This window comes from Pannonibacter sp. XCT-53, from assembly GCF_009915765.1.
Taxonomy (GTDB): Bacteria; Pseudomonadota; Alphaproteobacteria; order Rhizobiales; family Stappiaceae; genus Pannonibacter; species Pannonibacter tanglangensis.
The window spans coordinates 2,932,575-2,944,766 of the sequence record NZ_JAABLQ010000001.1; the positions used below are offsets into that span (position 1 = coordinate 2,932,575).

The window sequence follows — 12,192 nt, forward strand, 5'->3', positions numbered from 1 at the left end:
GGGCTCTAATCAAGCTGCGCGATAAACAGCGGGCGGGCGCTCCTCCCGGCGCCGCACGTGACACAGCGAAAGAGCAAGGCTGATGGCCAGCAACAAGACCTATGACCAGATCTCGGTCGGCGACAGCGCAACCGTGACCCGCGTCTGCACGGCGAATGACCTCTACATCTTCGCCCATGCCTCGGGGAACACCAACCCGCTGCACCTGCCCAACACCGACTGGACCGGCGACGGCAAGATCGACCCGCCGTTCGCGCCGTCCATGTGGATCGGTGCGCTGATCTCCGCTGTCCTCGGCAACATCCTGCCGGGCCCCGGCACGGTGTATCGCAGCCAGAGCTTCACCTTCCACAACCGGGTGATCCTCGGCGACACGCTGACCGTCTCGGTGACCGTGCTCGCCAAGGAAGCCGACCGGCTGGTGCGGCTGGCCACGCGGGTCAGCCGGGCCGACGGCACGCCGGTTGCCGACGGCCTCGCGGAGGTGACCGCGCCGGACCAGACCATCACCTTCGACATGACCGACCTGCCGGCCCTGCTGGTGGAACGGCACCAGCATTTCGACCGGCTGATCGGCTATGCCCGGCTGCTGCCGTCGCTGACCACCGCCGTGATCGCCCCCGATGATGCAAACTCGCTCGGCGGGGCGCTGCTGGCGGCGCGCGAGGGGCTGATCCGGCCGGTGCTGATCGGCGCCCGCTCCCGCATCGAGGCGGCGGCCGCCGCGCTGCACGAGACGCTCGACGGGATCGAGATCATCGACATTGCCGACGAGTCCGAGGCGGCAGCGCGCGGCGTGGCCATGGTGCACGAGGGCCGCGTCGGTGCGGTGATGAAGGGGCACCTGCACACAGACCACCTGCTGCATCACGTGGTCAAGCGCGATGGCGGGCTGCGCACCAGCCGGCGGATCAGCCATGTGTTCGTGATGGATGTGCCCGGCCGAAAGACGCCGGTGATCATCTCCGATGCGGCGATCAACATCGCTCCCGACCTCATGACCAAGGTCGACATCATCCAGAACGCCATCAACGTCGGGCTGGCTATCGGCATGGACCTGCCGAAGGTCGGCATCCTGTCGGCCATCGAGACGGTCAATCCGGCCATTCCCTCCAGCCTCGATGCGGCGGTGCTGTCCAAGATGGCCGAGCGCGGGCAGATCACCGGCGGGCTGGTGGACGGGCCGCTGGCGATGGACAATGCCATCGACCTGCAGGCCGCCCGCACCAAGGGCATCACCTCGCTGGTCGCCGGCCAGGCGGAGGTGCTGATCGTGCCGAACCTGGAATCCGGCAACATGCTGGCCAAGGAACTGACCTTCATCGCCCATGCGGAAGCAGCCGGGCTGGTGATCGGCGCCAAGGTGCCGGTGATGCTGACCAGCCGCTCGGATGACGACCGGGCGCGGCTGGCCTCCTGCGCGCTGGCGCTGCTTTACGACCACTGGCTGCGCACGGGGAAGACGGCGGTGACCGGCGAGCTGGGGGCGGCGGAATGAGCGGCGCGGACGCGACCGGCGCGGCCGTGATCCTAGTTCTCAACGCGGGCTCCTCCTCGATCAAGTTCGATCTCTATGCCGGGACGCGCGAGCTGATCCGCGGCCAGATCGAGGGTCTCGGTGCCCATCCGCGGCTCAGGGCCGAGCGGCCGGGCGACGCCACGGTCACCGCAGCCGACCTGTCGCGGGATCTTTCCCCGGCGGAGGCCGGCGACCACGCCGGGGCGCTCGGCGTGCTCCTGGAGCTGATCCGGGGGACGCTGCCGGGTCTTGAGGTTCAGGCGGTGGGGCACCGGGTGGTGCATGGCGGCATCCGCCACGAGGCCCCGGTGCGCGTGGACGGGGCGGTGATGGCGGAGCTGGAGCGGCTGGTGCCGCTGGCGCCGCTGCACCAGCCGCACAACCTCGCCGGCATTGCCGCAGCGCGGCAGGCCTTTCCCGAGGCAATGCAGGTGGCCTGTTTCGACACGGCCTTCCACCGCGCCCACCCCTGGGTCAACGACACCTTCGCCCTGCCGCTGGCGCTCTATGACGAGGGCGTGCGGCGCTACGGCTTCCACGGCCTGTCCTACGAATACATCACCGAGCATCTGCGCCAGACGATGCCGGAGGCCGCAGCAGGCCGGCTGGTGGTGGCGCATCTGGGCAATGGCGCGTCGATGTGCGCGATCAACGGCGGGCGCAGCATCGGCTCGACGATGGGCTTCACCGCCCTTGACGGCCTGCCGATGGGCACGCGCTGCGGCCAGCTGGACCCGGGGGTGGTGCTCTACCTGATGCAGGAAAAGGGCATGGATGCGGCCGCCATCTCGGACCTGCTGTACAAGCAGTCCGGGCTGAAGGGCCTCTCCGGCCTGTCGCAGGACATGCGCGAGCTGGAAGCGGCCGGAACGCCCGAGGCGCAGCGGGCAATCGACTATTTCGTCTTCCGCGTCCGGCGCGAACTGGGCGCCATGGCAGCGATCCTGTCGGGGCTGGACACGCTGGTCTTCACCGGCGGCATCGGCGAGAACGCCGCCACGGTGCGCGCGGCCGTCTGCCGCGATCTCGGCTGGCTCGGCGTGGAGCTGGACGAGGCGCGCAACGCCGCGCGCGAGACGGTGATCTCCGGCGCCGGTTCACGGGTGCAGGTGCTGGCGCTGCGCACCAACGAGGAAGAGATGATCCGCCGCCACACGGCCGCACTGCTGGCACCAGGCTGAGACCCGAGACGCCGGACGCCCGAGCCCCCGAGGCCTGAGCGGGGTGGCAAGAGCCGGGTGGCGACCGTGACCCGGCTGTCGCAAAGGATCGGGCGGGAGCGACATTGCTTCGACGCCCCTCCCCCGGGCGCTCCGGGCCCCGGGGGCGGGACTGGGCTACGGCTGGGCGAGCGGCGTCGCTTGCGGGATCTCGGCAGGGAGCTGGCCGGGGAGCTGGCTGGGGAGCTGGCTGGGGAGCTGGCCCGGAAGCTGACCCGGAAGCTGGCCGGGCATCTGGCCGGGGACCTGGCCGGAACTCTGGGGCGCGGCCGGCATGGCCGGCGGCGGGGGAGCCGCGGCGCGGGCAAGGCGGGTGAGCAGGGCCTGCGCCTCCGGCCGGTAGGGCAGCAAGGTGCCGGCGACGGCGGCGGCGTCGGTGACGGCATAGCCGCCGCCGAAGTCGGGCTCGATGGCGAAATAGGCGCCCGGCGCGTCGTCGGCGAGGGTGGAGAGCACCGAGCGCAGCCTTGCCCGGAGCGCCGGCGACAGATCCGTGCGTGCCGCCATCACCGCATAGGGCAGGCGCGGCGACCGCCAGACAACGGCAATGCGGTCCATGTCGAGCCGGGTGGACAGGAACGCCTCGTTGAGCGTGCCGGCGGAATAGCCGAACTCCGGATCGCCGATCAGGGTGGACCAGACCAGCGCCCCGTCGACGCGGCCGTCGAACAGGGCGCGCAGGCCTTCGCGCGGGCCTTCAACGCGGACCAGCGCGGAAAAGAAGCGGGCCGGGTCGATGCCTTCCTGCGCCAGACCGGCCAACGGCATGCGGAAGGCGGCCGTCGCGGCAGGATCGCCAATGGCGAGACGGCCTCCGGAGAGCGCAGCCAGCGTCGCAGCCTCGGCGGCGCGGGTGACGAGCACGGCGTGGAAGCCCTCCGCCCCCTCGCCGTCGCGCGGCACGACCAGCGGATCAAGACAGGCACAGGCGGTCTCGGCCGCGCCATAGGCCGAGGCGGACAGGCGCATGAGGTCGATGTCGCCGCGCACCAGCGCATCCGTCGCCGCGCCGAGCGTGTCCATGAGAAACAGGTCAACCGGCTGGGCCAGGCGGTACTGCAGCTCCTCGCGGAACGGCTCGACCCGCTCCCGCACGCCCTCCTCCGCACCGGTGACGACACCGAGGCGCAGGCGCTGGCCGGCGGACAGCGGCGCCCCGGCGCCGGCTGCCGGCAGACGTCCCGTGTCGCCGACGGCAGAGGGATCAAGCCCCCCGGCATCGGGGACGAGTGGCGTCAGGCCCTCCGCCAGCCCGAGCACCGGCAGGGCCAGAAGACCCAGGACGGCGACGATGACAGGGCGAAGCGAAGCGGTCATGCTGCGGCCACGAGTTCTGATTCCCGCCCCATCCTACACTGCCCCCGCCCGCGCTGGCGATGCCGGGCCGGCCAGCCAACCCCGAGGTTTCCCATGCCCTCTCCCGTGACCACGGTCGTGTTCGACATCGGCAACGTGCTGATCGAATGGGACCCGGAGCATCTCTACCGCCGCCTGATCCCGGACGCGGCGGCGCGGCGGCACTTCCTGACCGAGGTCTGTTCGCCGGACTGGAACCTCGAGCAGGATCGCGGACGAAGCTGGTCCGAGGCTGTGGCGGAGCGGGTGGCGCTTTATCCCGACCACGCCGACCTGATCCGGGCCTATGACAGCGGCTGGCACGAGATGGTGCCGGGCGAGGTGCCGGGCAGTGTCCGGCTGCTGTCGGAGCTCGGCGACCGCGGCGTTCCGCTCTATGCCATCACCAATTTCTCGGCCGAGAAATTCGTCGAGGCGCGAGCGCGCTTTCCGTTCCTCGGCACCGCCTTCCGCGACACGGTGGTGTCGGCGGAGGAGCGGCTGCTGAAGCCGGATCCGCGCATCTACGAGGTTCTTCTGGCGCGCAACGGCCTCGATGCAGCCAGCTGCGTCTTCATCGACGACAGCCTGAAGAACGTGGAAGGTGCGCGCAATGTCGGCATGGCGGCGATCCACTTCACCGGTGCGGAGGCGCTCAGGGTCGAACTCCGGCGGATGGGCTTCGGCGTTTGAACGCTGCCGCCCGCAGCCGCGCGAGGCGAAAGGCCGGAGCCGTGCTCCGGGCCTATCCCGCGAGGAAGCCTTCGAGGACGTTGACGCAGTTGAGGCCGAGGGCGTCGACGGCGTAGCCGCCTTCCAGGACGAAGAGGGTCGGCTTGCCGAGCCGCGCCAGCCTGGCTCCGATGCGCAGGTAATCGTCCGACACGAGGCGGAACTTCGAGATCGGGTCGGCCTCGTAGGTGTCGAGGCCGAGCGAGACGATCAGCACATCGGGCGAATAGACCCCGAGCCAGCGGCAGGCCTCCTCGAGGGCGGCCGCATAGCCCGTCCAGTCGGTGCCAAGCGGCAGCGGCCAGTTGTGGGTGTAGCCCGTGCCGGCCTTCTCGCCGGTCTCGTCGGCATGGCCGAGGAAGAACGGATAATCCTGCCGGGGATCGGCATGGATGTTCAGAACCATGACATCGGAGCGGTCGTAGAAGATCGACTGGGTGCCGTTGCCGTGGTGATAGTCGATGTCGAGGATGGCCACCCGCGCCGTGCCCTGGTCGCGCAGCCACTGGGCGGCGATGGCGGCGTTGTTGAGGAAGCAGTAGCCGCCGTAGTAGTCGGCGGCGGCATGATGGCCGGGCGGGCGGCAGAGGGCGAAGGCCGCGCGGTCGCCCTCGCGCAGGAAGCGGGCGGCCGTGAGCGCGGTGTTGGCGCTGGCCGTGGCGGCCTCCCAGGTGTGGGCCGTCAGCGGCGTGCCGGTGTCGAAGGCGTAGCGGCCAAGCGCGCCGTCGATGGCAAGCGGTGTCGGGGTCGGGCGCAGCTGCCGGACCGGCAGGACATAGGGAAAGGCGTCGCGGGTCCGGCCAGCCTCGGTCCAGCGTCCCCAGAAGCCTTCAAGAAAGTCGAGATAGTCGGGCGTATGGACGCGCTCCAGCGGCGCACGGCCGAAGTCCTGCGGCGTCCAGAGCGGACCGATCCGGCGGCGGATCACCTCGTCGCGCACGATCTCGGCGCGGGACGGGATCTCGACGGCCGGGGTGAGCTGCCCGTCGGAAATTTCCAGTTCCGGCGCATGGGCGAGCTGCGCGAGTGAGAATACGGTCTTCATGCCCAGTCAGTCTCCCGGATGAAAGCGAAACTCGGTGACCTGATGATAGGTCCTGCCGGGGCGAAGAACAGCCCCCGCGAACTGTGGCCGGTTCGGACTGTCCGGCCAGCGCTGCGGCTCGAGGCACAGACCGGCATGGGGACCGAAGCGGCGTCCGTCGGGACCATCCTGTGGCAGGCCCAGACCGGCGGCATCATAGAATTGCAGTCCCGGCTCGGTCGTCCAGAGTTCCATCGAGACACCGGACGATGCCCCCTCCAGCACGGCGGCGAGCTGGGGCTCGGCGACAGGTTCGGGCGCGAGGCAGAAGGTATGGTCATAGGTCCGGGGCCCCGCCACCCCGCGCAGGGTGCGGAAATCGAAGGCCGTGCCGGCAACCGGGGCCACCTCGCCGGTCGGAATGCCGAGGGCATCGACGGGCAGGTAGTGGTCGGCCATGATCTGCAGGCGATGCCCGAGCACATCGGCCGAGCCGTCCAGATTGAAGTAGCTGTGATGGGCGATGTTGACGAGCGTCGGCGCATCGGTGACGGCCGTGACGGTGAGGCTGAGGACGGCGGACGGCAGCAGGCGGAAGCGCGCCTTGAGGGTCACCGTGCCCGGAAAGCCCTCTTCCCCGTCAGGCGAGACCAGCGACAGCAGCACCGCATCGGATGCCAGTTCCTCGACCGTCCAGATCCGCTTGTCGAAGCCGGTGGCCCCGCCATGCAGATGGGTGCGGCCGCGCTCGTTGCACGTGACCTGGTGCGCCACCCCGTCGAGCGAGAACCGCCCGCCGGCAATGCGGTTGGCGTAGCGCCCGCACAGCGCACCGAAATAGGCACCGTGGGTCAGATAGTCCTCGAGCGTGAGCAGCCCGAGAACGAGGGGCCGCCCGGCGAGACGGAGGTCGCGCAGGGTGGCCCCGTAGGTCAGGATGCAGGCTTCCAGCGACCCGGCCCGCAGGGTGACTTCATCGACGGCCACGCCGTGAAGGGTGCCAAAGGGCCGGATCATTCCGGAACGCTCCCGTTCAGATCGTCTGGTTGTAGGCGCCGACTTCGGGGTTCTCCCGGAGCACGGCATCCACGGCCTTGAACATCTCGTGCAGGCGCGCCTCGGACGCCGGGCTCTCGATCACGACGACCAGCTCCGGCTTGTTGGAGGAGGCACGCACCAGACCCCAGGTCCCGTCCTCGGTGACGACGCGGATGCCGTTGACGGTGATGAGATCGGTGATGGCGTGGCCGGCGATCTTCTCGCCCTTGGCCTTCATGTCCTGGAAGCGGGCAATCACCTTGTCGACGATGCCGTACTTGATCTCGTCGTCGCAATGCGGCGACATGGTCGGCGAGCCCCAGGTCTTCGGCAGGTCGCGGCGCAGGTCGGCCATGGTCTTGCCGGGGTTGCGGTCGAGCATGTCGAGGATGGCGATGGCCGAGACCAGACCGTCGTCATAGCCGCGGCCGATCGGGGCGTTGAAGAAGTAGTGACCCGACTTCTCGAAGCCGACGATGGCGTTCAGCTCGGTGACGCGGCGCTTGATGTAGGAGTGGCCGGTCTTGAAGTAGTCGGTGACGGCGCCATTGGCCTTCAGCACCGGATCGGTGTTGAACAGGCCGGTCGACTTCACGTCGACGACGAACTTCGAGTTCGGGTAGATCGCCGAGATGTCGCGGGCCAGCATGACGCCGACCTTGTCGGCGAAGATCTCCTCGCCCTCGTTGTCGACGACGCCGCAGCGGTCGCCATCGCCGTCGAAGCCCAGACCGACCTCGGCACCGGTTTCCAGCACCTTGTCGCGCAGGGCATGAAGCATTTTCATGTCCTCCGGGTTCGGGTTGTAGCGCGGGAAGGTGTGGTCCAGTTCCGCATCGAGCGGGATGACCTCGGCCCCCAGCATCTCCAGGATGCGCGGCGCAAAGGCACCGGCCGTGCCGTTGCCGCAGGCCGCCACGATCTTGATCGGGCGCTTCAGCTTCGCGCGGTCCGTCAGGTCCTTGATGTAGATGTCCGGGAAGTTCTCGACATAGCGGTAGCTGCCGCCCTGCTTGAGGGTGAAGGCCGCGTTCAGCACGATGTCCTTGAGGCGGCCCATCTCGTCGGGACCGAAGGTCAGCGGGCGGTTGATGCCCATCTTCACGCCGGTCCAGCCGTTGTCGTTGTGCGACGCGGTGATCATGGCCACTGCCGGCACGTCGAGCGCGAACTGGGCGAAATAGGCCATCGGCGACAGGGCGAGGCCGATGTCGTGAACATTGATGCCGGCGGCCAGCAGGCCGTTGATGACGGCCATCTTGATGGAGGCGGAGTAGCCGCGGAAGTCGTGACCGACGACGATGTCCGGGCGGACGCCGCGCTCGTGCATCAGGGTGCCGATGCCCATCCCGAGGGCCTGCATGCCCATCAGGTTGATTTCCTTTTCAAAAAGCCAGCGCGCATCATACTCGCGGAAGCCGGTCGGCTTGACCATCGGCCGGGATTCATACGCGTAAGTGTTGGGCTTCAAATGAGCTTCGGGCTTGGGAAACATGCAAAACCTCGCAGGGGGCTTCAGACCGGAAAACCTAAACAATTCGGGGGATCGGCGGTCGGACGGACCTTATTGAACAAGCACCAGAGTGTCACCTGAAATGTCAAACCGCTCCAGTTTGCGCAGGGCGGACATCCCGAGCAGGGATTTAGACAGGGAGGCGTCAGGTAACACGATGGCTTCCACTTCGGACAGTCGGATCGCACCAAGACGAAGATCCTTCAGAACGACAGGTGCCGCTGCAACAGTGCCATTGGCAGTTGCAACGGACGCCGTGAAGTCCTCCTTCCTCAAGGACAGACCGGCACGGCGTGCCACGGATTGCGGCAGGGCCACAACCGTCGCGCCCGTGTCCACCAGCATCTCCACGTCCTTGCCGTTGACTTCGGCCGGAGTGACGAAATGACCGCTGGAATCGGCCGGGATCTTCAGGGTTCGGGCGGAGGTGGAGACAGCCGCTTGCGGAGCTGCCGTTTCCGTCTGGCCGGGGACCCAGGTCTCGACCCATTTCGGCACGAAGGGCACAAGGGCCACAAGCGCCAGAACGAGCAAAAGATACCGGACCATCCCGCCTCCGATCCAACCCCTCAAAGGGCTTTCCGGGGCAGACCATAGACGATCAAGCTGAACGCCCCATGAACGCGGATGTCAGCTTTCCTGCAGCCGGCTGCGGGAGAGGTCAGCCGCGGCGGACGGAGAGCGTGGCGGCAAGGCGGGCGATGTCGGCGGCATCCGGGGCGCTCGACTGGGCACCGGTGGCTGTGCAGGCGAGACTGCCGGCGGCAACGCCTTCGGCCAGCGCCTGACCGAGATCGGCCCCGCGGTCCAGGGCTGTGGCGAGGGCTCCGCAGAAGGCATCGCCGGCCCCGGTCGTGTCGACGACGGCAACCTGCGGCGGCGCGACCCTGTAAAGAGTGGTGCCGTCATGGGCCAGGACACCGTCGCTGCCCAGGGTCACCACCGCGATGCGCCCGGTGGCGGCCATCGCGGCCGCATAGGCTGCCGCCACCTGCGGCAGGCCGAGCGCGGCGGCAACATCGGCCGCCTCGCTCTCGTTGGAGATGACCACATCGGCGCGGGCGGCGAGCCGGGCAACGGCCGGGTCGGTGGCCGGCGCCGTGTTGAAGATCACCCGGGCCCCGGCCGCCTCGGCAAGGTCGATCGCCCGCGCGGCCTCGGCCAGCGGGATCTCGGCCTGCATCAGCAGGGTCTCGCCCGCAGCCAGCTGTCCCGACAGCCAGTTGGCCGAGACGCGGGCATTGACGCCGCTGCCGACGATGATGAGGTTCTCGCCGGCGGCCTCGACACCGATCATGGCGATGCCGGTGGAGCCCTCGAGCCGGCGCAGGGCCGAAAGATCAACGCCGGCGGCTGCCAGATTGGCGAGCGCCGGCGTGGCGAAGGCGTCGGTGCCGACAGCCCCGACCATGCGCACCGCAGCCCCGGCCCGGCGCGCGGCAAGCGCCTGGTTGGCCCCCTTGCCACCGGCAAAGGTCTGGCAGTCCGGCCCGGCCGAGGTCTCGCCCGGAAGGGGCAGGCGCTTCACCATCACGACGAGATCAAGGTTGATCGAACCGAAGACGACGATCATCGCAGGCCCTTTCCGGCGGCGGAGAGCGGAGGTTACTTGGTGCCGTACATGCGGTCGCCGGCATCGCCCAGACCGGGGACGATGTAGCCGTGGTCGTTCAGGCGGTCATCGATCGAGGCGGTGTAGACGGGCACGTCCGGATGGGCGGCGGTGAACTTGGCAACGCCTTCGGGAGCGGCCAGCAGGCAGAGGAAACGGATGTTGTTGGCTCCGCGCCCCTTGAGCTTTTCCACGGCCGCGATGGCCGAGTTTGCCGTCGCCAGCATCGGGTCGACCACGATCACGAGGCGCTCGCCGAGATCCTCGGGCGCCTTGAAGTAATACTCGACCGGGGTCAGGGTCTGCGGATCGCGGTAAAGGCCGATATGGGCGACGCGGGCGGACGGAACCAGATCCAGCATGCCTTCCAGAAGGCCGTTGCCGGCCCGCAGGATCGAGGCGAAGACGAGCTTCTTGCCGGCCAGCGTCGGCGCCTGCATCTCGCACAGCGGCGTCTCGATGGTGATGTTGGTCAGCGGCAGGTCGCGGGTGACCTCATAGCACAGCAGCGTCGAGATCTCGCGCAGCAGCCGGCGGAAGCCCTGGGTGGAGGTGGCCTTGTTGCGCATGATCGTCAGCTTGTGCTGGACCAGCGGGTGATCGACGACAATCGCTCCGGACATGGTGGCCTTCTCCTTTTTGCCTTGTTCGCGCCTCACGGGCATACCCTTGTTCGAGCCTTCGGGTGGCCGTCCAGGGTCACCCTGCAATGTGCTCCCCTATGCCCCGGGGACGCCTCAAAATACAGTCCCCTCGCGCAGGATTGCGAGCGCGGGCGCGCCGTCGGGCCGTTTTTCCCGCGCAATCTCGCGGCCCGCCGCCGCGGTTCCCCCCTCCAGGATGCACCCGATCGGCAGGGTGTCGGCCGTCGCTCCCATGTCCGCGCGCAGATGGGCGGCAAGACGGTCGAGGAGGGCAACGCTCAGGGCACGCCACTCAACCACCAGCTCGGCGTCGGGCGCGTGGGGACCGGCCGCAGCCGCAGGATCGCGCAGCGCCAGCACGCCGCCATCCAGGAACAGCCCGGCGGTGTCGGCATCGGCGAGACCGGTCAGGCCGTCCAGATCGCAGACCTCGAGGCCGGCCCAGGCCAAGGGCTCGACCAGCGACCAGGCGATCGCCTGCAGGCGCATGTGCAGCGGCACCAGCCCGGTTGTCGCATCCCCCGTGACGAGACGCGGATGCCGCCCGGTATCACCAAGCCCAAGGCCGTCCAGCGTGAGGGAACCGGGCAGAACCGGGGCAAGACCGTCCTGGAGCAGGTCAAGCAGGCGGGATGCCGGCAGGGGGCCCTGCGTTGCCTCGTCGAGCAGGAGGTCAAAGAGGCCGCCGGGGCGCGGCTCGTCGGCGCTGGCAAAGAGATCCGGACGCAGGCCGGTGGCCTCGCCAAGACGGGTGAGCAGGGCGGCGCGGGCGGCCAGTCCGTCGAGGGGGTTGGCTGCCCCGGCCTGGAAGCCCTCCGCCAGCTCGGCCAGATCGAGGCGCATCAGCGCGTGGGCATCCGCCCGGAGCGGATCGGCCGGGGCTGCGGAAAAGAAGCCGCCGGCCAGCATGGCCAGCGTGGCCACCGCCAGCCCTTCGGCGCGGGCCAGCGGCAGGCCGGTGACCTCCTCGCGGTAGATCCAGTCCGGTCCGGGCTCAGCGCCGGTCAGTCCTGCCAGGATGGCAAGATCGAACGCGGTGCGGCCCATCTCGCGCACATCCGCGAAGCCGCGTGCGCCGGCCAGCATGTCCCAGCGATCGACGCCGCCCGCCTCGAACAGGCGCCAGCAGGATCGCAGCGGCACGGCGAAATCAGGGTAGCGACGGCGGGTGACCTCGATCACACGGGCGGCCACGGCGGGCAGACGGTCCAGGTCGACGGTGAAATGCGGCAGCTCGCCGTCAAGACCAAGTGCAAGCAGGCGGTTGCAGCGCTCGCGGACGGCACCGGACGACAGAAGCGCCAGGGCGCGGGAGCTTTCCGGGGAAGCGACGGAATCAAGACTTGGCAAGGCAGCATCCGATGCTGGCAGCGGGCCGGTGCTGCGCAGGCAGGACACCGGGGCACGGGGCGGAAACAGGGCGTGGTGCAAAACTCTGTCGGAAGTCGGCGACGAAGGGAAGCGCTGCCCCGGGGCAAGCCTGACAGAGCGGTTGAAAAATCCGTCAAGGGTCTGTGCTGCCTTGTCGCAGCCACAGTCCTTGGGGCAGCATCGA

11 protein-coding genes are annotated in these 12,192 nt (G+C 69.0%); 3 read left to right on the forward strand and 8 right to left on the reverse strand.

Annotated features, from left to right (window positions below; genetic code table 11):
• Positions 1 to 82: 82 nt before the first annotated feature.
• The gene (locus tag GWI72_RS13035; RefSeq protein ID WP_161676624.1) at positions 83 to 1,498 is read left to right on the forward strand and encodes a bifunctional enoyl-CoA hydratase/phosphate acetyltransferase; all 1,416 of its coding nucleotides are present in this window, start codon (positions 83 to 85) and stop codon (positions 1,496 to 1,498) included.
• On the forward strand, positions 1,495 to 2,700 hold the full coding sequence (locus tag GWI72_RS13040; protein ID WP_161708866.1) for an acetate/propionate family kinase: 1,206 nt from the start codon (positions 1,495 to 1,497) through the stop codon (positions 2,698 to 2,700). Before GWI72_RS13035 ends, GWI72_RS13040 begins: the two co-directional genes overlap by 4 nt.
• A gap of 156 nt (positions 2,701 to 2,856) precedes the next feature.
• Here GWI72_RS13040 and GWI72_RS13045 read toward each other — a convergent pair whose 3' ends face one another.
• The gene (locus tag GWI72_RS13045; RefSeq protein WP_161708867.1) at positions 2,857 to 4,056 is read right to left on the reverse strand and encodes a phosphate/phosphite/phosphonate ABC transporter substrate-binding protein; all 1,200 of its coding nucleotides are present in this window, start codon (positions 4,054 to 4,056) and stop codon (positions 2,857 to 2,859) included.
• A 93-nt stretch (positions 4,057 to 4,149) separates the two neighbouring features.
• Between GWI72_RS13045 and GWI72_RS13050 the strand changes: the two genes are divergently transcribed.
• The gene (locus tag GWI72_RS13050) at positions 4,150 to 4,767 is read left to right on the forward strand and encodes an HAD family hydrolase (protein WP_161676627.1); all 618 of its coding nucleotides are present in this window, start codon (positions 4,150 to 4,152) and stop codon (positions 4,765 to 4,767) included.
• Between the two features lie 52 nt (positions 4,768 to 4,819).
• On the opposite strand, the gene GWI72_RS13055 is transcribed toward GWI72_RS13050, so the two are convergent.
• The 7 genes from GWI72_RS13055 to GWI72_RS13085 all read right to left on the reverse strand — a co-directional run bounded on the left by GWI72_RS13055 (position 4,820) and on the right by GWI72_RS13085 (position 11,987).
• Complete coding sequence (locus GWI72_RS13055; RefSeq protein ID WP_161676628.1) at positions 4,820 to 5,851, reverse strand: histone deacetylase family protein; 1,032 nt, start codon at positions 5,849 to 5,851, stop codon at positions 4,820 to 4,822.
• A gap of 6 nt (positions 5,852 to 5,857) precedes the next feature.
• Positions 5,858 to 6,847, reverse strand: coding sequence for an aldose epimerase family protein (locus GWI72_RS13060; RefSeq protein WP_161708868.1), 990 nt, complete (start codon positions 6,845 to 6,847; stop codon positions 5,858 to 5,860).
• A gap of 16 nt (positions 6,848 to 6,863) precedes the next feature.
• Positions 6,864 to 8,363 carry a phosphomannomutase/phosphoglucomutase gene (locus GWI72_RS13065; RefSeq protein ID WP_161676630.1) on the reverse strand — a complete coding sequence of 500 codons (1,500 nt, stop codon included), beginning with the start codon at positions 8,361 to 8,363 and terminating at the stop codon, positions 6,864 to 6,866.
• A gap of 69 nt (positions 8,364 to 8,432) precedes the next feature.
• Positions 8,433 to 8,930 carry a retropepsin-like aspartic protease family protein gene (locus tag GWI72_RS13070; protein ID WP_161708869.1) on the reverse strand — a complete coding sequence of 166 codons (498 nt, stop codon included), beginning with the start codon at positions 8,928 to 8,930 and terminating at the stop codon, positions 8,433 to 8,435.
• 112 nt (positions 8,931 to 9,042) lie between these two features.
• Complete coding sequence (locus tag GWI72_RS13075) at positions 9,043 to 9,954, reverse strand: ribokinase (RefSeq protein WP_161708870.1); 912 nt, start codon at positions 9,952 to 9,954, stop codon at positions 9,043 to 9,045.
• Positions 9,955 to 9,986: 32 nt separating this feature from the next.
• Positions 9,987 to 10,616 carry a uracil phosphoribosyltransferase gene (gene upp / locus GWI72_RS13080; protein ID WP_161676633.1) on the reverse strand — a complete coding sequence of 210 codons (630 nt, stop codon included), beginning with the start codon at positions 10,614 to 10,616 and terminating at the stop codon, positions 9,987 to 9,989.
• 114 nt (positions 10,617 to 10,730) lie between these two features.
• Entirely contained in the window at positions 10,731 to 11,987 is a 1,257-nt protein-coding gene (locus GWI72_RS13085; protein ID WP_179956071.1) for a DUF1688 family protein, read from the reverse strand.
• Between the last annotated feature and the right edge of the window lie 205 nt (positions 11,988 to 12,192).